This window comes from Streptococcus sp. DD11, assembly GCF_001578865.1.
Lineage (GTDB): Bacteria > Bacillota > Bacilli > Lactobacillales > Streptococcaceae > Streptococcus > Streptococcus panodentis.
In genome coordinates this window covers 225,712-246,095 of sequence record NZ_KQ969392.1, presented here as the reverse complement: position 1 = coordinate 246,095, position 20,384 = coordinate 225,712, and the positions used below count along the sequence as shown (strand labels likewise).

The 20,384-nt window shown below is 48.0% G+C and carries 21 protein-coding genes; 10 read left to right on the top strand and 11 right to left on the bottom strand.

Annotation, left to right across the window (positions count from 1 at the left end; translation table 11 throughout):
• Positions 1-108: 108 nt before the first annotated feature.
• From STRDD11_RS01165 to STRDD11_RS01150, 4 genes are all read right to left on the bottom strand, one after another.
• Entirely contained in the window at positions 109-984 is an 876-nt protein-coding gene (locus STRDD11_RS01165) for a cysteine ABC transporter substrate-binding protein (RefSeq protein ID WP_128834555.1), read from the bottom strand.
• A 200-nt stretch (positions 985-1,184) separates the two neighbouring features.
• A complete protein-coding gene (locus STRDD11_RS01160) occupies positions 1,185-1,934 on the bottom strand; it encodes an amino acid ABC transporter ATP-binding protein (RefSeq protein ID WP_128834553.1) in 750 nt (249 codons plus the stop codon).
• An 8-nt stretch (positions 1,935-1,942) separates the two neighbouring features.
• A complete protein-coding gene (locus STRDD11_RS01155; RefSeq protein WP_128834551.1) occupies positions 1,943-2,620 on the bottom strand; it encodes an amino acid ABC transporter permease in 678 nt (225 codons plus the stop codon).
• A complete protein-coding gene (locus tag STRDD11_RS01150; RefSeq protein WP_128834548.1) occupies positions 2,580-3,260 on the bottom strand; it encodes an amino acid ABC transporter permease in 681 nt (226 codons plus the stop codon). Before STRDD11_RS01150 ends, STRDD11_RS01155 begins: the two co-directional genes overlap by 41 nt.
• Before the next feature lie 258 nt (positions 3,261-3,518).
• Between STRDD11_RS01150 and STRDD11_RS01145 the strand changes: the two genes are divergently transcribed.
• From STRDD11_RS01145 to STRDD11_RS01120, 6 genes are all read left to right on the top strand, one after another.
• Positions 3,519-4,958, top strand: coding sequence for a 6-phospho-beta-glucosidase (locus STRDD11_RS01145; RefSeq protein WP_128834546.1), 1,440 nt, complete (start codon positions 3,519-3,521; stop codon positions 4,956-4,958).
• A 337-nt stretch (positions 4,959-5,295) separates the two neighbouring features.
• Positions 5,296-5,973 (top strand): response regulator transcription factor, encoded by a 678-nt coding sequence (locus tag STRDD11_RS01140; RefSeq protein WP_128834544.1) that lies wholly within the window; start codon positions 5,296-5,298, stop codon positions 5,971-5,973.
• 1 nt (position 5,974) lies between these two features.
• Positions 5,975-6,850: a sensor histidine kinase gene (locus STRDD11_RS01135; protein WP_128834542.1), complete on the top strand. Its 876-nt coding sequence runs from the start codon at positions 5,975-5,977 to the stop codon at positions 6,848-6,850.
• A gap of 44 nt (positions 6,851-6,894) precedes the next feature.
• Complete coding sequence (locus STRDD11_RS01130) at positions 6,895-7,875, top strand: Fic family protein (protein ID WP_128834540.1); 981 nt, start codon at positions 6,895-6,897, stop codon at positions 7,873-7,875.
• 407 nt (positions 7,876-8,282) lie between these two features.
• Complete coding sequence (locus STRDD11_RS01125) at positions 8,283-9,116, top strand: CPBP family intramembrane glutamic endopeptidase (RefSeq protein ID WP_128834538.1); 834 nt, start codon at positions 8,283-8,285, stop codon at positions 9,114-9,116.
• 109 nt (positions 9,117-9,225) lie between these two features.
• The gene (locus STRDD11_RS01120) at positions 9,226-9,840 is read left to right on the top strand and encodes a helix-turn-helix domain-containing protein (protein ID WP_128834535.1); all 615 of its coding nucleotides are present in this window, start codon (positions 9,226-9,228) and stop codon (positions 9,838-9,840) included.
• A 133-nt stretch (positions 9,841-9,973) separates the two neighbouring features.
• On the opposite strand, the gene STRDD11_RS01115 is transcribed toward STRDD11_RS01120, so the two are convergent.
• The 7 genes from STRDD11_RS01115 to pabB form a co-directional block, all read right to left on the bottom strand.
• Entirely contained in the window at positions 9,974-10,492 is a 519-nt protein-coding gene (locus STRDD11_RS01115) for a CPBP family intramembrane glutamic endopeptidase (protein ID WP_164828332.1), read from the bottom strand.
• Between the two features lie 494 nt (positions 10,493-10,986).
• On the bottom strand, positions 10,987-11,712 hold the full coding sequence (locus tag STRDD11_RS01110) for a lantibiotic ABC transporter permease (protein ID WP_128834530.1): 726 nt from the start codon (positions 11,710-11,712) through the stop codon (positions 10,987-10,989).
• Positions 11,702-12,637: an ABC transporter ATP-binding protein gene (locus STRDD11_RS01105; protein WP_128834527.1), complete on the bottom strand. Its 936-nt coding sequence runs from the start codon at positions 12,635-12,637 to the stop codon at positions 11,702-11,704. Before STRDD11_RS01105 ends, STRDD11_RS01110 begins: the two co-directional genes overlap by 11 nt.
• Before the next feature lie 148 nt (positions 12,638-12,785).
• Entirely contained in the window at positions 12,786-13,478 is a 693-nt protein-coding gene (locus tag STRDD11_RS01100; RefSeq protein WP_128834525.1) for an ABC transporter permease, read from the bottom strand.
• A 37-nt stretch (positions 13,479-13,515) separates the two neighbouring features.
• Entirely contained in the window at positions 13,516-14,274 is a 759-nt protein-coding gene (locus tag STRDD11_RS01095) for an ABC transporter permease (protein ID WP_128834523.1), read from the bottom strand.
• A 16-nt stretch (positions 14,275-14,290) separates the two neighbouring features.
• On the bottom strand, positions 14,291-15,199 hold the full coding sequence (locus STRDD11_RS01090; RefSeq protein WP_128834520.1) for an ABC transporter ATP-binding protein: 909 nt from the start codon (positions 15,197-15,199) through the stop codon (positions 14,291-14,293).
• Between the two features lie 231 nt (positions 15,200-15,430).
• The gene (gene pabB / locus STRDD11_RS01085) at positions 15,431-17,158 is read right to left on the bottom strand and encodes an aminodeoxychorismate synthase component I (protein WP_128834518.1); all 1,728 of its coding nucleotides are present in this window, start codon (positions 17,156-17,158) and stop codon (positions 15,431-15,433) included.
• 73 nt (positions 17,159-17,231) lie between these two features.
• Here pabB and STRDD11_RS01080 point away from each other — a divergent pair, with 73 nt between their 5' ends.
• The 4 genes from STRDD11_RS01080 (at position 17,232) to STRDD11_RS01065 (ending at position 20,296) form a co-directional block, all read left to right on the top strand.
• Positions 17,232-17,528: a DUF2316 family protein gene (locus STRDD11_RS01080; protein ID WP_128834516.1), complete on the top strand. Its 297-nt coding sequence runs from the start codon at positions 17,232-17,234 to the stop codon at positions 17,526-17,528.
• A gap of 229 nt (positions 17,529-17,757) precedes the next feature.
• Entirely contained in the window at positions 17,758-18,867 is a 1,110-nt protein-coding gene (locus STRDD11_RS01075) for an AI-2E family transporter (protein WP_128834513.1), read from the top strand.
• 33 nt (positions 18,868-18,900) lie between these two features.
• Entirely contained in the window at positions 18,901-19,845 is a 945-nt protein-coding gene (locus STRDD11_RS01070; protein WP_241209269.1) for a hypothetical protein, read from the top strand.
• 109 nt (positions 19,846-19,954) lie between these two features.
• Positions 19,955-20,296 carry a hypothetical protein gene (locus tag STRDD11_RS01065; RefSeq protein ID WP_128834511.1) on the top strand — a complete coding sequence of 114 codons (342 nt, stop codon included), beginning with the start codon at positions 19,955-19,957 and terminating at the stop codon, positions 20,294-20,296.
• The last annotated feature ends 88 nt before the right edge of the window (positions 20,297-20,384 follow it).

The following is a 20,384-nucleotide window of genomic DNA, read 5'->3' as shown; positions in this document are numbered from 1 at the left end:
AGAGCAGTTTGTTGGCCTTTGCGTCATCCTGTTCCGGCAATAAAGAAGAACTCTAACATCAAAAGCCTCGGATTAGCTGTTCCGAGGCTTTTGATGTTAGAGCTGGGACTAGTTCACTTCTCCGCCTTCAACGACTAAATCATCTGCCTTGGCAGCGTCGCCGTAAGTTGGGTGGAGGGTTTTTTCGTAGGCCTTGTGGAAGAAGTTTTCCTGGCCGAGTTTCTTGATTTCATCGTTGATGTAGTTGAGCAGCTCGGTATTGCCTTTCTGCACAGCTGGGGCGATGGTGTCGGGATCCCCCAGAGAGGTAATGCCGACTTCAAAGCCCTTGTTTTCCAGCGCCCAGGCTAGGACCTCGGTATTGTCCGTAGAAAAAGCATCGCCGCGGCCGTCCAGCAGGGCTTGGTAAGCATCGCTGTACTGGTCGTACTTCTGCAGCTTGATCTTTGGATAGTTCTTTTCAAAGTAGGTCTCAGCTGTAGTTCCCTTGGTGATGATCAGGGTCTTGCCCTCCAGCTGCTCAGGCTTGGTGATGACAGCATTCTTTGGCGACACGACTCCGAGAGAGACCTTCATATAAGGCAGGGCAAAGTCGACTTGTTTTTTCCGCTCGTCAGTGACGGTGAAGTTGGCCAGAGTGATGTCGACCTTGTTGGCAATCAGGTATTCAGCCCGGTTGGCGGCATCTACCGGCACATACTCCGGCTTAACGCCTAGGTCCTTGGCCAGCTGGTCGCCCAGATAAATGTCATAGCCTTGGTAGTGGCCGTCGTTGTCCACATAGCCAAAAGGCTTCTTGTCGCTGAAAACTGCGATACGGAGCTTGCCGCTTTTTTTGATCTCCTCCAGGCTGCGGGCCTTGACTGTTTTGCTGGAAGTTGCGTCTTTATTAGCAGCATCCTTTTTGCCGGAGCTGCCGCAGGCCACTAAGAAGAAGGCCAGAGTAAGGGTTGTCAAAGCAAAGATTGTTTTAGATAATTTCATAAGAGACTCCTTGATAAGATATGAGGGCGTGAAGAAAAGGCGGAAAAAGTAGGAAATCGGCCGCCGAAGCGGCTGCTTCAAAGCAGCATCGTCTTTTTTTTCAAAGTTTTCAGCCCGAATGCAGTTGATAAGATATGAGCGTGAAGGAAAGGCAGAAAGATCCAGAGGCAGCAGCATCGGTGACGAGGGGCGAATGCCTGTCAGCCCAGATGGCTGAAGTCAAAGACATTGAGAAATTCCTGAGCCCGCTGGGTCTTGGGCTGGCTGAAAAATTGCTGGGCGGTATTTTCCTCAAGGATCCTGCCTTGGTCCATGAAGATGATCCGGTCAGCAATGGCATGGGCAAACTGCATTTCGTGGGTCACGATCAGCATGGTCCGTCCTTCCTCTGCCAGATCATGGATGAGTTCCAGCACTTCGCGGACCATTTCGGGGTCGAGCGAAGCAGTCACTTCATCAAAAAGGATGATTTCCGGATGCATGAGGAGGGAGCGGATGATGGCCACCCGCTGCTTCTGGCCGCCGGACAGCTGACGGGCAAAGCTGTGCTTCTTATCAGCCAGGCCAACCCGCTCCAGCAGGCTTTCGGCTTCCCTGATGACCTCGTCCTTTTTGCGACCCTGCGCCTTGACGGGTCCAAGGGTCAGGTTTTGCAGGACATCCAGATGGGGAAATAGTTCGTAACTCTGAAAGACCATGCCAATCTTTTGCCGAACCAGATGAAAATCCTTTTGCGGGCTGAGGATGGACTGGCCGTCCAGCAAAATATCGCCGGACTGGATGCTTTCCAGACCGTTGATACAGCGCAGCAGGGTTGATTTTCCGCAGCCGGATGAGCCCAGAATGACCACCACCTCACCTTTTTGGACAGAGAGAGACAGCCCTTTGAGAATGGCATGGCTGCCGAAAGACTTGTGAATGTCCTGTAATTCTAAAATGATGTCCGACATGGTGTCCGTTACTCCTTCCAGATGGTTTCCAAATAAGAGGACAGCTTGGAAATGGGAAAGCAGACTGCGAAGTAAAGCAGCAGAATGCAGCCATAGATCCAAAAAGCAGCAGAAGGGATGGACAGGCGATTGCTGTCAATAATCTGCTGGCCGACCTTGACGACCTCGATGACTCCGATGAGGACAATCAGCGAAGTGGTCTTAATCATCCGTGTAATCAAGTTTATCGCTTGGGGCAGGAGCCGCCGCAGCACCTGCGGGATGATGATGTAGAGATAGAGCTGCCGCTGGGACAGTCCCAGTGCCTGACCACTCTCAAACTGATGCTTGGGCAGAGAAGTGATAGCTCCCCGCACCAAGTCTCCCATCTCCGCCGTTCCCCAAAGGGAGAAGACGATGATGGCTGACAGCTCACCAGAGATATTGATGTCAAAATTTCTGGCGAGGCCGAAGTAGACCAGAAAGAGCAGGACCAGCTGAGGCATGACGCGGATAAACTCCAGATAGGCTCTGGACAGGAAGCGCACGGCCTTTGAGCGGGAGGTCATGATGATGCCAAAAAGGGTCCCTAGGATAAGAGAAATGATGACAGAGAGGATGGAAATGCCCATGGTGACACCCAGTCCCTGTAAGATACGTAAGAAGTTATTCCCCTGAAAGAGAACCTGAATGCCCGAATCCTGCACGGCGCAGCCTCCTTTCTATCCAGCTGAAGCCAAGTGAGATTGGCAGCAAAATCAAGAGATAAGCAATAACCAGCATGAGCAGGGCTGTATCGGTCTCGTAGTAGAGGCCGATCAGGTCCTTGGCCACAAACATGAGGTCTGCCAAGGCAACGGCTGAAAAGACCGAGGTTTCCTTGATCAGAAAGATGACATTGGCGCTGAAAGAGGGCAGGGCAATGGCTGCAGCCTGGGGCAGGATGACATAGCAGAAGACCTGTGCCGGCCGCAGGCCGATAGAGAGGCCCACTTCTCTCTGTGTCTGGCTGACGGCCTCAAGCCCGCTTCGGAAAGACTCCGCCATGTAAGAGCCGCCCAGAAAGATCAGGCCGACCGTTGCGCAGACCTCAGAGGACAGGACGATGCCGATGCGCGGCAGCCCAAAGTAGAGGAAGAACAGCTGCAGCAGCAGCGGTGTATTGCGGGAAAACTCGATATAGGCCGTGGCCAGCTGCCTCAAGACCGGAATCTTGTAAAAGCGAATCAGACTGACCAGAAATCCGACAGCAATCGAGCCCAAAATCCCCCAAAAGGCGATGACCATGGTCAGGATAAAGGCTTCTTGATAGAGGGGATAGTAATCACTGACGACGTCCCAATTCACGGCGCTCACTCCTTCAACACTTGATGTTCCTAGTGTAGCACAGATAGCAGGCCTTTAGTAATATCTATTTTTTATCGCGGTGATAAGGAAAAGCTATCGCAGCTTTACAAAAGAATGGCAGGCCGGAAACATGATTTTCTCACCTGAGTGGCTGGATAGTAAAAGAATAGTATCGTTTTTTCGCAGGATATTAGAAGTTTATCTGCTGACTGTTTGTTATAATATAAGAAAGCGTTTGATTTATAAGGAGGCAAAAAGATGACTGAAAAACTGACTTTTCCAGATGGATTTCTCTGGGGCGGCGCGACCGCTGCCAACCAGTGCGAAGGGGCTTATGATGCGGACGGCCGCGGTCTGGCCAATGTGGATGTAGTGCCGACTGGCGAGGATCGTTTGGCAATCATTACCGGAAAGAAAAAAATGGTTGACTTCGAGGACGGCTATTTCTATCCGGCTAAGGAGTCTATCGACATGTACCATCGTTTCAAAGAAGATATTGCTCTCTTTGGTGAAATGGGTTTCAAGACCTATCGGCTGTCCATTGCCTGGAGCCGGATTTTCCCTAAGGGGGATGAGCTGGAACCCAATGAAGCGGGGCTGCAGTTCTATGAAGATCTTTTCAAGGAATGCCACAAGTACGGCATTGAGCCTCTGGTGACCATCACCCACTTTGACTGTCCCATGCACTTGATTGAAGAATACGGCGGCTGGCGCAGCCGTAAGATGCTGGAATTTTACGAGCGGCTCTGCCGGACGCTTTTCACCCGCTACAAGGGCTTGGTCAAGTACTGGCTGACCTTCAATGAGATCAACATGATCCTCCATGCGCCCTTCATGGGAGCGGGTCTCTGCTTTGAAGAGGGGGAAAATGAGGAACAGGTCAAGTATCAGGCAGCCCATCATGAGCTGGTCGCATCAGCTATTGCTACCAAGCTGGCCCATGAGATTGACCCCGAAAACAAGGTCGGCTGTATGCTGGCGGCAGGTCAGTATTATCCTAATACCGCTCACCCGGCTGACTACTGGGCTGCCATGCAGGAGGACCGGGAGAGCTACTTCTTTATCGACGTACAGGCGCGCGGCGAGTACCCTAACTATGCCAAGAAAAAATGGGAGCGTGAAGGCATCGAGCTGGACATGACCGAGGAAGACTTGGAACTGCTGAAAACCTACACGGTAGACTTTGTTTCCTTCTCTTACTACTCCAGCCGGGTGGCTTCGGGCGATCCGAAGGTCAATGAGCTGACCGAGGGCAATATCTTTGCTTCTCTGAAAAATCCTTATCTGGAAGCTTCTGAGTGGGGCTGGCAGATTGATCCTCTGGGTCTGCGCATCACCCTGAATAGTATCTGGGACCGCTATCAGAAGCCGATGTTTATCGTAGAAAACGGTCTGGGAGCGGTGGATACACCGGACGAAAATGGCTATGTAGCTGATGATTACAGGATTGACTACCTGGCGGCCCATGTCAAGGCCATGCGGGAGGCTATCAATGAAGACGGTGTTGAGCTGCTGGGCTACACCACTTGGGGCTGTATCGACCTCGTGTCGGCCGGTACTGGCGAGATGAAGAAACGCTATGGCTTTATCTATGTGGATCGGGACAATGAAGGCAAGGGAACGCTCAAACGCTCCAAGAAGAAATCCTTTGACTGGTACAAGGAAGTCATCGCGACTAACGGGGCTTCAGTAAAATAAAACAGCAAAAGCGGCCAGTCGGCCGCTTTTTGAGTGTTTTATAAAGGCAACTTATCCGAAAATAGCATAGCTGATGGTTCGGAAGAGGATTCTAAAGATGAGGCTGAACATGCGGGGCTCCTTTCTGAGCGAGGCAGGCGATTTTATGGCCTGTCGGAGATTTTTCTTAACTTTAGTATACCGGGCAAATTTCAAATATTTATCAAGCAATTCTCAAATATTTCTAAAGTTTTTGAAATCTACGTCTTTCGATTGGAAATAGGCTCGGTCTTTCATTGACTTAACCTGCCATCCTTGCTACACTAGTGGTAGGAAATTTGTCAGGATGGGACTAGCTATGGCCAATATTTTATTAATCGAAGACAATAGTGATATTCATGAAATTCTAAAAGATCTTTTTCAGAAGGAACACACGGTTTATTCCGCCTATTCGGGGACGGAGGGCATTTCGCTGTTTGAGCGGGAGGAGATTGATTTGGTGCTTTTGGACATCATGCTGCCGGGCAAGAACGGCGATGAAGTTCTGCGGGAGATCCGCAAGGACAGTCAGGTGCCGGTGGTCATGCTGACGGCGCTGGGGGAAAAGGCTCTGGTCAGCCAGTACCTGCTGGACGGGGCCAATGACTATATCGTCAAACCCTTCAATCTGGATGAGGTTTTTGCCCGTATCACCGTGCAGCTGCGCAGCCAGCAGGCTTTGACCGTCGAGGAAGAAGGCCAGTCCTTTAAAAATATCTGTCTGCTCAAGGCTACCTTTGAGGCGGTCTGTGGAGAGAAAAGCGTCCGTCTGAGCAAGAAAGAATATCATATCCTCCAGCTCTTGCTCCGTCATCCCAAGAAGATCTACACCAAGGAAGAGCTCTTTGAGCAGGTCTGGGAAGAGAGCTATCTGCCTGGGGATAATACCCTGAACACCCACCTCAGCAACCTCCGCAAGAAGCTGGCCCAGCTTGATCCTGAGACAGACTATATCGAAACCATCTGGGGGCTGGGCGTGCGGCTCAAGGAGGACTGATATGTTGGTGTTAGTCATTTTATTTGCCCTTATCAGTCTGTTTCTGGCTATTGGTTTCATACGCTATCATCTGGCGGTCAAGGATGTGGCACAGCAGATTCGTCGGAAGCGGCAGACAGGGAGCCAGAATCGTCTGACTCCTGCTGCTCATGCCCCCAGTATTTTGGAGCTGACAGAGGAAGCAGAGTTGCTCTTTCGGGAGCTAGATAAGACGACCTTTGTCGTCCAGCAGGAAAAGAAGACGCTGGATATGGCTATCAGTAATATCGCCCATGATATCCGCACTCCTCTGACCATTGCCAGCGGCTACACCCAGCAGCTGCTGAAGGATGATAGTCAGGAAAGTCAGCAATTAGTCAAAATTGCAGATAGTCTGGGAATGGTGTCCAAACGGCTGGAAGCCTTGATGGAGTATCGCCGGCTGATGGAGGGAGCCATACGGGCCAATGTCCAGCCGACAGACATATCCCAGCTGGTAACCCAGCAGCTTTTTACTTATTATGACGCCTTTCAGAAAGCCCAGATTGACCTGCAGGTAGAGCTGGCTGAAGGTCTAGAGTTAGAGACAGACCCAGAAATTCTAGAGCGCATTGTCCAAAATATGATAAGCAATGTCCTCAAGCATGGCCGTAAGGCTGCCAGCATTTCTCTGAAAAAAGAGGGCGAGCATTGTATCTTTACCGTCAAAAATATCGTCCAACAGCCTATCCAATATCTGGATAAGCTGACCAATCGCTTTTACTCAGAAAACCTATCCAGCAGCGAGGAGTCTTCTGGTCTGGGGCTTTACATCACCCAGCAGTTAGTCGAAATCCTAGGCGGGGACTTGACAATGAAAGCCGAGGACGACTGGTTTGAACTGGTTGTGACTTTGTAGAGGATAGTGTATGATGAGTGAAAATACTTTTTTAAAGGAGTGAAATGCAACCGAATTATCGTATTACAGAGAAGATATTAAACCTAGTTCAGAAAATATCTGAACTGACGACTCAACTTTCGATTGAAAAACGTAAGCTGTATTTGCGGAAGGAAAACCGAATCCGATCTATTCAATCATCACTTGCTATTGAGAATAATAGCTTATCACTAGAACAGGTAACGGACATCATTGAAGGCAGGCGTGTACTTGGTCCGTTAAAAGATATTCATGAGGTGCAAAATGCCTATGAAGCCTATGAGCGAGTGTTCAGGCTCAACCCTTATAGTCTGGATGATTTTCTCCTAGCACATGGCTTGCTGACTAAGGATTTAGTCAAGCGGTCGGGACAGTTTCGGCTAGGGGATGTTGGAGTCTATGATGGCGAGGGGAGAGTAGTTCATGTTGGGGCTAGACCACAGTTTGTCCCCAATTTGGCCAAGGATTTATTCAAATGGGCAGAGCAAAGCGAGGTCTCGGCCATTGTTAAGTCCTGTATCGTTCACTTTGAGTTAGAGATTATTCACCCTTTTGAAGATGGTAATGGGCGAATGGGACGTCTATTGCAGAGTCTGATTCTCAGTCAATGGAATCCAATTTTTGAATGGCTACCAGTAGAATCAGTTATTTATGCTCATCAGCAGGGGTATTATGATGCCTTGACCATCAGCAATGATACCAATGACTCTACAGTATTTACCGAGTTTATGTTGCAGGCCATACTAGAAACACTAGAAGAATACCAAGAAAAAGCAGATGAAGATGCAGACAGGATACTTCACAAGACATTAAAGCCAAGAGAGTTAGAAATTTATCAGCTGATAAAAGCTTACTTGGAGGAACATTCACAAATAGCTAATGCAAAAGTACAAGAGATTACAGGATTAAGCGAGGCTACAACCCGTAGATATTTGAATATATTTGTAGAATTCGGTCTTCTGAAAACAAGTGGAACAACGCGGGATAGGGTCTATCAGTTAGCTTAAAAATCCGCTCAAAATCCGCTCAAAATCCGCTCATAAACCTCAGCCAATTTTCGAATTGGCTGAGGTTTATTTTTAGATTAAATCAAAGAAAGCTATGATAAATATGCCTTTTTGTTTTGTGATCTGAAAAGCAAGTCATCTCAGCGAGGTCATTTTACCAGTCAAAGTGAAAAATCAGTCAACTGCTCTAAACCCTTGATATAACTGACTTGCAACTGACAGTTGACAATGATTCCAAGTTCAATCACTCAAAAAGCAACTAGATTTTTTCTTTATTCCAAGTCCAGTCGCTAGAAAGGCAACTGGATTTTTTGTTACTCTGGGAGCAGAACTTAAGCCTTTGATTTTTGAAAGATTGAGTCACTGTCAAAAGACTTAAGTTAAATTTAAAGGAGGAAAAATCTCTTATGACACAAGAAACAACTCTTAAACCAGAACCAAAACTCATCTGGCCTTTTCTGGCCTGGAACTTTGGCTGGACCTGGGGCTTTTGGCTGCTGGCCATTGTCCTCAAAAACATCTGGCCAGGAAATCCGCCTACAGCCTATTTGGTCCTTGAAGTCTCTCTGAACACCCTTGGTTTCTTCGGGCCGTTGCTGGCCAGTCTGATTGTACTAAAAAAGAAAGATTTCAAGGCTATTTGCTCCTATCTCTTTTCAGGCAAGAAAGAGACCTGGCTCTACTTGCTAATTTATGGTGGCGGTCTGACTGCCTTCTATGCCCTAGCTTCTGGCGGCAAGCTGGTAGACGGCGCTTTGGTAAGCTTTCCTTGGTTTTTTATCTATTGTATTGTCCTATCGGGCGGGATTGAAGAATTCGGCTGGCGTGGCTTTCTACAGCCGGCCTTAGAGAAAAAGTTTTCTTTCTTTGTCTCTACTTTGATGACCGGTATCATTTGGGCCATCTGGCATATTCCCCTCTGGTTCTACGATCGCTTTTATGATCGAAGCCATGATCTTTTCTCAGTTTTTATCATTTTCAGTATCCTTCTCTCCTTCTGGCTTGCAGCTCTGTATAAGAAGACCCAGTCTGCCCTTGCTTGTAACATCTTTCATGCGCTCTCCAACACCCTCATCCCGACTTTTGTTGGCATAGCTCAAGCTAACAATCAATTGGATTTCTCTCAAGTCCATCCCTTCTTTTACTTTGGCGGTGTGATTCTTCTGACACTTTATAGTATCTATCTCTGGTATCGGACGGATAGGGAGGAAAAAGCACTTCTGTCTAAAGAAGAAATCTAGCATTTTATGAAAAGGTGACAGGCAGACTTTGCAGTCTCTCCGCCTTGTGCTATAATAAGTGTCAATAAAAGAAAGTATAAAAAATAAGAAAGAGTAGGTAAAACAATCCATGAATCTATCAGACAGAATCCAGTACCTGCGAAAAGCGCGGGGCATTTCGCAGGAGGGGCTAGCCGACCAACTCGGTGTGTCCAGACAGGCTGTTTCCAAGTGGGAAAGTGAGCAGAGCATGCCGGATTTGGATAAGATCATTTCCATGAGTGACTACTTTGAGGTGACGACTGATTATCTGCTCAAGGGCATTGAGCCTGTGACTCCAGATCAGGAGGAGGGGAAGCTGCCAATGGAGCAAAGGAGGATAGCCAGCCAGATTTGCTACTATGTGTCTCTCGGTCTGGTCAGTCTGGGGATTATCCTCAGCTTTGTCCTGACGGGGCTCCTGCCAGTTAATCTCCTCTTGGCACCTGCCCTCATCGTTCAGCTGGTCGGGTTTCTGATATGGGGACTGGGCCTCAGCCTGTCAGATGTCAGACCCTCTTGGCAGCTCAAGACAGCCCTGGTTACGCTCTTGTTTTTCATTCCCTTGGGATTTTTCAGCAATCTTCTTTTTGTCCCAGCTCAGGTCATTCCCTATCCGGCCAATCTGACAGCCGGTATCTTCTTTATCACCCTCTGCCTCATTCTGGGGAGCTGCAGCGGTCTCTTTTTCAAAAAGCAGGGTTAAATGTCACAGACCTGCAGGAGGAAACCAGTCCTTCCGCAGCGGGAAGCCTGAAACCGAATCAGAATCCATTCAAAAACTCAGCCGATTTTGTCTCGGCTGAGTTTTTTATTAGGAAAGTTTGTCGGCTAATGCCTTAGGGCAGTAAAAAGACAGAAAGATTATTAATCATATGGAGGAGGATAGGATAGCGGAGGTCCTTCTTGGTCACATAGGCTAGTCCAAGGGTTATTCCCATGTAAAAATAGACTAGGAACTGTGCCGTTGTGGTCGGTCCATGCAGCCGAGAAAAAAGGATGGATGAGACGGCTAGGTAAAGCAGTGTCTGCCAAGCTTTTTTCTGCTTGGGGAAGAAATATTTGGCAAGGAAGCCTCGGAATAAAAACTCTTCCAAAACAGGAGCAACCACTACGCTATAGACAAAGGTAAAAATCGGTGCAGTCCGGATCATTTCCTCAAGCTGTGATTGGTTGTTTGATGTTTCAAAGCTGATGAATGTTTGGATGAGGATAAAGGCAGCCAATAAAAGTGCTGGCAGCCAGGCCCAAACCTTTAGCCTACTCTCTTCCACTTCCAGACTCCAATCATCCAGCTTGTACCATTTCCATAGACAAAAAGCATAGAGGATAGATAGAAGGATTAAAATCGGGACCATTATCAGCTCTGAACTGCCAGCTTTTAGAAACGTAAGCATGGGACTGATAATCAAAGCGAAAAATATGCCATAAGAAAGAAAAGTCAGAGCATACTTGCCAAAATTTTTAAAAATGATGTTGTATTCATAAAAACTCCTTTGTTACATTGTAATAGCAGATTGGTGCAGAAATCAATGTTTCCCATCTTTTTTTGCTTTCATTGGGAGTGAAGAGCGGCTTGAGTGTCTAGAATATGTGATTTTCTATCCTCTCGAAAGCGATGATACAGAGCCAGACGCCGTGTGGTCAGAGCAAGAGGAGGCAGTCCCGCTCTCTTGCCTGTGTGCCGACCGCCTAAGGCGTATTGGCTTAGGAAGAAATTTCCCAACCAAGCCAGTCATTTTTTTATACTCAAAGAAAATCTAATTTTGACAAGGCAAACCGGCCGACAGAACTGGAGTTCATCAAAGAGGTTTAACAACACAGTCAACATTTGATTTTCAAAGAGTATTATTTACAAATCCCGCTTCTTCAGTGTGTAGAGGCCTGCTATTGTAAAGACTGTGATGAGGCTGAGGGCGAAAATGGCTGTTTTGCTTAGGACCCCGGGCATGCCGGCTTGCTTGTAAAAGAATTCCATGCTTATGGCCTGCAGCCATTCATTTTTAGAACCAAACATATCCTTGGGGAGCCTGAGCAGGATATAGGTGGCAATATAGGTGATAAAGACGACGCTGTAATTGCGGGTCAGGTAGAGGACGAAGCTGGTAATAGAGAACCAAGCGTAGGTGCAGAGGCACTGGATGATAAAGGTAATGGCAAACTGTCCCCAGAAGTTGGCTGGCAGACTGCCTAGAGAGCTGCCATAGCCAAAGATTTCAATGATGAAGCCAAAGGCATAGAGCAGGAAAAACTGCAGGGGGATGACGCTTCCGATGACCAGAGCCTTGGCAAAATAATACTGGACCCGCGTCTTGCCGGTGGTCAGGTTGTTGTGGTAGAGCTTGTTAGTGAGGTCCACTCCCAAAAGCAGGCTGGTCATGATATTGCAGGCGATAAAGAGAACGCCGATATTGTAGGAGACGGCATCAATGGCAAAGAAGAGGCCTGAGGTGTCGGAGGCTGCGATTTTTGAAGTGAAGAAAACCAGAAAGATCCCGACGAAACAGAAGACTTGCGCACCCCAGAAGCCGGCGGAGCGAAAGAGACGGTAGTAATCTGCTTTGACACTATTGAGCATGAGTATGTCCTCCTTGATGACGGATTAAGTCTGTGAAGTATTTTTCTAAGTCTTTGTGGGCGTAGAAGATCTCTCCGATAGAAATGTCGGCTAGGACTAATCCCTTGGCAAGCTCAGGGATGTCCTGGACCTGACCCACAATGTGCAGCTCGTCCTTGCTGCCGGTCTCTCTGAGCTGGCAGCCCAGCTTGTCCTCAAGGATGCGGGCAGCCCTGTCCAAGTCGTCTGTCCGCAGGATGATGTAGTCGCCGCTTTCCCGGTCAAATTCTTCCTTGGACAGCTCCTTGATTAGCCGGCCTTGGTCGATAAAGCCAAAGCGCGTGGCCACCAGATAGAGCTCAGACAGGATATGGCTGGAAATGATGATGGTCATATCCAGCTCTTGATTGAGCCGCTGGACCATGGTCCGGAACTCCTGGATACCCAGCGGGTCCAGGCCATTGATGGGCTCGTCTAGGATGAGCAGGTCCGGCCGGGCCAGAATGGCGATGGCAATGCCCAGCCGCTGCTTCATACCCAGAGAAAAGTCGCGAAATTTCTTCTTGCTGGTATCTGACAGGCCGACATAGGCCAGGGTTTCCGGGATGACCTTGTCCGCATGGGCAATGCCGCGGTCCGTGCAGTAAAAGTGCAGGTTTTCATAGGCTGACATGTGGGCGTGGGCTACCGGTGTCTCGATGACTGAGCCTGTCTGGCTGAGGGCAGCTGTCCATTCGCGCTGGCTCTGAGAGCCTAGGACCGAAACGGTCCCTCCGCTAGGATAGATGACTTGCGTGATGATTTTGATCAGCGTGGTCTTACCAGCGCCGTTTTTACCAATGAGACCGTAGATCTCTCCTTTCTTGATGGAAAGACTGACATCTTTCAGAGCATATTGATCACTGTATTTTTTAGTGAGTCCTTTCACTTCTAAAACATTTTGCATGCTGTTTCTCCTTTAATTCCTTTGTTTATACTTTTAGTATACAAACTAAATTTCAAATATTTCTCAAGAAATTCTAAAATATTTCTAAAGAAATGCAGAACCAATCCAAAAGCAATAAAAAAGCAGCCAAAGAGCTGACTGCTTAGATTTATAAGTCTTTGCGATGGAAGGCTTGGTAACCACCTAAGAGAGAACCAGCTAGGATAAAGAGTAAAAATAGTTCAGAATTTATCTGAGGGAAAACGATGACGAGGCTAGACTGAAGCATGATCAGGGCGAAAAAGACGAGATAGCTGGCTAGGGTGGAGCGGGTCAGGTAGAGGAGACAGGTAACTACAGAACTGCAGGTCATAATAAAGAGAAAGGAGCGAAAGAAAGACAAGGAAAAGCTCCATAAAAAGTTCTTTGGCATAGTCCCAAGTCCGTGGAAGAGGCTTCCAAAGATAAAGGCTACAGCAAAGGCTGCCGCCATTTGCAAGATGATAATTGTGATAAGAACAGCTATTTTGGATAGGTAAAATTCTTTCCGAGAAATCCCGCCAGCTAATATATTGTTGTATAGTTTTCTAGTCAGGTCACGACCTAACAGAGAGATGATGAGCACAAGGACAGTAATCATGACAAAGGGCAGGAACTCTTTAGCAAGCTGCCCGAGAGCTTCAAATCCTGTCCAACCTTGGATGACTATTTCTTCTGGATCAGAAGATGTAGAGATATAAAAATTAAAATTGCGTTCACCAAGAGAGTTGATGAAAATGAGAAAAAAGAGCAGCCCTTCTATTAGCCAAAAAAGCTTAGAGCGGACAAGCTGGTAGAGCTCCGCCTGAATGGTATGTAACATGAAATCTCCTCTGAATGTTTAAGATTGTTCCTGCTTTTTATAAATTTTTCTTTTTGAAAACCATCAGCCCGCTAATCAGAAAGACTAGGGTGACCGTTACAACTGTCAGGATAGCCTTGATAACAGCTCCGCCATCTGCTGCCATATTTGTGTTAAAGCGCAGGGTCAGATAGATCAGCCATTCATTGTCCGGATAAAAGATGAGGGGGATAGTCAGTAAGGTACCGCAAAGGAAATAGGTCAGAAAGCTAGATACAATCGAGTGGCTGGCATAGAGTACAAAAGAAATGATGGCAATCCATGAAACCGTGCTGAGAAATTGAACGAAGAGAGCAGCTCCCAGCTGAGGCAAAAAAGAGCTGGGGGCGCTGCCAATTCCGTTGGACAGACTAGCGGTCACAAAGGAGATAGATAAAATCAGCAGGAAGTGAAAGGCTGCGATGCTAACGCAGACAAAGAATTTAGAGAAATAATAGCTGAGCTTAGAGATGCCGTAGCTCAGGCAGTTTTTATAAAGTTTCCGAGACAGGTCCACTCCTAGGACCATACTGATACCAATGATGGTGAAAAAGAGCAGACTGTCTGTATTGCCTGCAAAATAGTCCAGAGCTTGAAGGCCGGTTAATTTTCCTAGAGATTGACTAGCAGCCGCATTTCTGGAGATATTTGCTCCAAAATGAATATTTGCATGGAAGAAGGTTGTTGAGATAATCACACAGAATAATAAAAACTCAGTAATCCAAAAGCCTTTTGAGCGCATGAGCCGGTAAAAATCGGCTCGAATGAAATCCATCATGATAAGCCTCCCTTTTTCATTTGACCAAGTCTGTAAAGAAGTTTTCTAGGTTTTGCCGTGCATAGTAAATCTCCTGCACGCCTAGCTTGGAAATGGCCATTTCCTGCACGATCCTGTTGATCTCGTGCGAGTGGGTAAAGATATGAATCTCATTGTCCGCATTGACCACCTTGATCCGATAGCCCAGCTGGTCTTGGATCAGCTGGCTGGCCTGCTCTAAGCTGCTGGTTTTGAGGACGATATAGTCCTCGCTCTGCTCTTCAAACTCCGTCTTGGAAATTTCCTTGATCAGCCGTCCGCGCTCGATAATGCCAAACTTGGTGCCTACCAGATAAAGCTCAGACAGGATATGGCTGGAGATGATAAAAGTCACGCCCAGCTCTTCATTGAGCCGCAGAATCAGCTGGCGGAATTCTTTGATGCCGACCGGATCCAATCCATTGATGGGCTCATCCAGAATCATCAGATCGGGCTTGGACAGGAGGGCAATGGCCAGCCCCATCCGCTGTTTCATCCCCAGTGAGAAGTTTCGGAATTTCTTTTTGCCGGTATCCTGCAGATCCACGTACTCCAAGGTTTCTCGGATGACCTGGTCCGCATGGGGGATATGGCGGAGCTTGCAGTAGTAACTGAGATTTTCATAGGCCGTCAGGTGGTTGTGAGCGACCGGTGTTTCGATGACCGATCCGACCCGCTTGAGGGCCTGAGTCCACTCCGCATGGCTGCTGGAGCCAAAGAGGGAGATGCTGCCGCTGCTTGCTTCCAGCAGCTGGGTGATGACCTTGATCAGGGTCGTCTTGCCGGCCCCGTTCTGGCCGATCAGGCCGTAAATCTCCCCTTTTTTGATGGTCAGGCTGACATCGCTCAGGGCGTACTGGCGGCCGAATTTCTTGCTGACTTGCTGCAAAATCAAAACATTTTCCATGGTTGATACTCCTTTGCCTTTTTCAGGCAGCATGCTGAAGGACTCATCAAGGAATCCTCTTTTCACTATTAAGTATAGCGGAAAATCTTCAAATGTTTCTCAAGAATTTCTAAAATATTTCTAAAGTTTTTGAGAAAACGCTCCTATATAATAGGGAAACCCGAGACTGAACAGAGATTCTGTGATGAGCTGATCAGGGCCGGCTGCCAACGTCAAAAAGAAACTAAATGACTATCTCTTCTCCTCCAGCTGCAGCTCATATATCCCTCTCACTGCATTGCAGGCGTAGACTTTTTCGGCTTTTTCTAAGTCTTCCAAGGTCAGGATTTTTTCCTGAACCTGCTTGGCTGCGAGCAATTCCTGCCTGTAAAGGCCGTTTAAAAGTCCCAGTTCTGCCGGCGGAGTGTAGAGCTGACCGTCCAGCTGCAGCAGCAGATTGCCGATAGAAGTTTCCAGCAGCTGACCTTGGGGGTTATAGTAAATCTGCTCCTGTCCTTCCACAGTCAGGTGGGGGCGATAGCTGGTCTTGAAGTAGGTGAAAGGCTGCTTCAAATCGGCCGTCTGCAGGGTCAGCCGGGCCTGGGTGAAGCTGGCTGGCAGCGGGGCCAGCTCGGCCCTTTCCAGCTGAATTTGGCCGCCCCTGCTCAGGCTTATTCGCAGGCGGCAGTCGATTTGCGGATCCAGCTCTGCTAGTGTTTCTGTCAGCTGTCTGCGCAGTTTTTCTTCATCAAAGGGATAGGCAAAGTAGCTGGCTGCTTCAGCCAGTCTCTGCAGATGCTGCTCGTGAAAGGTCAGTTTGCCATCCGTCACCCTGCCAGTCGAAATCAAGTCAAATCGGGGATTTTTGCGGTAGAGGACAGCAGATTTTTGCTGGGTTTCCCGGTATTCGCCCTCCCAAGTGCTGTCCCAGGTGATGCCGCCGCCGACTCCGTAGATGGCCTGGCTGCCCCGCAGCTGAATGGTACGAATGGCAACATTGAAAATCCGCCTCCGGTCCGGCAGGCAGATCCCCACTGTCCCGCAGTAGATCCCGCGGGCGGCTTTTTCCGTCTGCCTGATGATGGCCATGGTCGAGATCTTAGGAGCGCCGGTGATGGAGCCGCAGGGAAAGAGGGCTTGAAAGATGTCCCAGAGGCCAATCTCTGGCCGCAATCGGCTCTCAATGGTCGAGGTCATCTGCCAGACCGTCGAATACTGCTCGACGCTGCAGAGACGCTCCACCCGCTCGCTGCCGGTCTGAGAGATGCGGTTCATATCATTGCGCAGCAGATCGACAATCATCATATTTTCCGCCCGATTCTTGCTGTCCTGAGCCAGCCATGCGGCCTGCTCTCGATCCTGCTCCAAGGTCAGTCCCCGCTGGGTCGTGCCCTTCATAGGCCGGGTCCGCAGATGTCCCAGCTCCTCCTCAAAAAAGAGCTCGGGGCTGATGGAGAGGACGGCCAGATCATCATGCTGGACATAGGCATTGTAGGCGGCATTTTGCTCCACGACCAGCCGGCTGTAAATGGCCCAGCTGTCCTGAGGATTGAGCTCGGCGCCCAGCTGCACCGTGTAGTTGACCTGATAGGTATCGCCCTGGCGGATATGATGGTGAATGGTCTCGATGGCCTGCTGGTACTCTTTCTCAGAAGTCAGGCTCTGCCAAGCTGCCGGCATCTCCGCCTCCTCATAGTCCAGCGGAAAGTCTGCTTCCTCCGCCCGGTCGTGAATGCTGAAGTAGAGCAGGTATTCGCTCAGGAGCGGAGCCGGATGAACCTGAAATTTGCTCTCAAAGGCTGGCGCCGCCTCATAGCTGACATAGCCGACAGCATAGTATCCTTTTTCCTGCCAGTCCTCTATCTCTTTCAGGAGCGGCCTCACTTGGTCCAAGCGGCGCGTTTTCAGCTCCTTGACAGGATTTGTAAAAATCAGGCGTCTGCCCAACTGCTTAAAATCAATAACCGTTTTCTTGTGCATACTAACAGTATAGCATATCGGAGACAGGTTCCGCTGCTTTTGTTATAATAAATCCAGAAAGTGAGGAAGACGAATGCTAAATAGAAGTGAGCGGCAGCATACCGCTGCAGAACTGCAGGAAAATTACCGCCGGCTGGGCTATCCAGAGGAGCGGGTGCGGGCTGACCTGGGCCTTTCTGCCAAAGAGCTGGCAGCAGTCCTTGACATGCAGGGGCCCGACCCGGCTCATGTCTGGATGCTGCGGGACTATCTGGAGGATATGCTAATCAGGGAAGGCAGGCCTGTCTATCCTTTCAGCAAGCTGGCCAATCCCAGTGTCAACCGCTGGTACCGCTATGACAGACCTTGGCGAAAGGAGTCGGCACAGTGATGGGAAAACTGTATTTTCAGGAGCAGCGGCGGGATAATCAATAGTATATTTTGGCTAAAAGCGAGCAGTATGGCGGTGGGACAGACTCCCATCATGGGTGTCTGTCTCAGCCTCCTCTTGAGAGAAAGACTGTGGAAGCCAAATAGAATGGATAGAGGACTTTCCCTGCTCGAAAGAGCGGGAAAAGTATGATAAAATAAGGAAATGACAAAAGCGTAAAGGAACTTGTATGAAAAAAATAAATGAATCCTATAAACTGATCGTCTTTGCGGCGCTTGCTCTGGCTCTGGTGCTCTATATCGGGCGTATCTGGTCCGGTCTGCAGAGTCTGGCGGCAGTCTTTTTTCCCATTATTCTGGGCGGTGCTCTGGCCTTTGTCTTCAATGTCCCGATGAAAAAGCTGGAAAATCTGCTGACCAAATGCCGGGTGCCCCAAAAGCTGCATCGGCCCTTGGCCCTGCTCTTAGAAGTGCTGATTTTGCTTCTGATTCTGGCGGGCATTGTCTCTATTGTGGTGCCGACCCTGACCACAGCGGTCAATCAGCTCAGCAGCACGGTCGGCAAGGTGGCCCCGCAGGTCGCCAAGTGGCTGCAGCAGTCAGGTCTCCTTTCTTCCAGCCAGCTGCAAGACCTGACCAAGCAGCTGCAGAACAGTGATATTGTCAATCGGGCTATTTCCCTTTTAGGCAGTCTGACCGGCAATATCTCCGCCGTCTTCGGCAATTTCTTCTCAGTCATTATGTCTATTTTCCTCATGTTTGCTATTTTGGCCAGCAAGGAGCATCTGCAGAGGATTACGGGCCGACTGATGCGGGTGCTCCTGCCGGAAAAGGCTGTTCGCAAGCTTTCCTATGTCGGGACGGTCATTGTGGAAACCTATGACAGATTTCTCATGGGCCAGCTGATTGAGGCGGTTATCGTCGGCCTGTTGGTCTTTGCGGCTTACTCCCTGACGGGCCTGCCCTATGCAGCACTGACCGGCGTTCTGACAGGAGTCCTCTCTTTCATCCCCTATATCGGGCCTTTCTCAGCCTGTGCGTTGGGCGCCATCTTTATCTTTACCGACAGCCCCTGGAAGGCCCTGCTGTCCATTGTCGTTTTTCAGGCGGTGCAACTGATTGAGGGCAATGTCATCTATCCGCGCGTGGTCGGCCAGTCCGTCGGCCTGCCGACTCTCTTTACCCTGGCTGCGGCCCTGATTGGCGGCAACCTCTTTGGCCTGGTCGGCATGATCTTTTTCACCCCTGTCTTTGCGGTGATATACAGGCTGCTCCGGGAATTTGTAGAGGAGAAGGAAGAAGGCAAAGCTGAAAAGGGCAAATCGGAAATAGGAGACTGACTATGAAATGGAGTAAAAAAAACAGTTATTACCTTGGGAGTGGTATTACTCTTATCTTTACTGACTTGGACTCTCTATCGTTACTGCAATAAACAATATTATGGACAGTATCATCAGTATACGGGTAAAGCGAAGATTGATGACTATGAAATCATTGCGGATGGTGCGGGTGCCATTGTTCATTGGGTTTCAACAACCCCAGAAGAAGACAAAAAGATGGAAGAGTTCAGTAGTTATGCTTCTTACAAAATTGACCAAAACAGTTCTCGCTATATTCTGCGGCAGAACGTTAAACTGAAAGAGCTTCCCTATCGTCTGATGGAAAGACCATCTGACGGTGCCTATTGGACTCTCAGTGTTTATCATATTGATGGCAATAAGCTTCAAAAAGAGGATGAACTAGATCTTTATGATACTGTAGAGAACTATGATTCTGATTATCTCCCTAGAGAGTTAAGAGGGATTTATCGTTGGAATAGTAAGGAATACTTAGGAATAGACATTCACCATATAAATGATAGACAAGGGAGAAAAACTATTTTTCTTGATTTGAAAACAAGAAAAATTGAGGAAATAAAAAGCTTGACTGACGAGTTTCCTTTACCAAAAGTTAGTCTCTTTAACTACTGGTATAGTAATGAGAGTGGTATTAATACAATACCTGGTAGTAATCAATTTTCTATAAATAAAAAGGTTCTTGATAATTCTCAATTTGAGGAAAATACTTCTGCTTACAGGCTATTAGACAAAAAAGAGACATTGATATATATTTTAACCGCTCAAAATAGTGCAGAGAAGTACAGTAAAGAAGCAAGAATTTATAGTTTATTTTTACCAAGTATTAATCCGTTTAAAAATACAACGATTCCCCCAGAACTGTCTGTTGACAGCCAGGAACACATTGTCAACTCCAAAGAAGAGTTTGACCGATACTATGGTATTGAAAAGGCTAAAAAGCTGTATCATGAAACAGAGTGAGAAAGGAGAAGAAGATGGCAGGTAACGAATCAGCGCCCAAACGATTAAAGGTGTTGAAGCCTCCTTTAAAGCTTATACAGATACAATTCCAACAAGTACGGAAAACAGCTTGATTGAAGCACCAGTGACCGCAAATTTTCAGGCCGCAACGGAAAAAGTTAAAAGTTCAATGGAATCTTTGACAGAAACAGTGCAGTCTTTGGACGTTTACCTCAATAGTGTAGCAGATACATTTGTGGAGATGGATAATGCTATTGCGGCAGGAATCGCACAACGTTTGAACCGTGAAGATGGGATGGTTGGACCAGCACAAGCAACTAAAACACAAGTTAAGCCAATTGGTAAGGATAAGATGTATACTCAACCGCCTATGGATGCCAGTGCTGGAAATGAAGCGTCAAGCCAATCAGGCAAATATGATAGCGCACTTCCCGGCGCGGATAAGAAATAGACTAGAAAAGTCAATAATAAATGGCTTTATGTTATTCCACCTGATTTGATTTTTAGGTGGTTTTCTTTTGTTCTCCGTTCTTATTCTT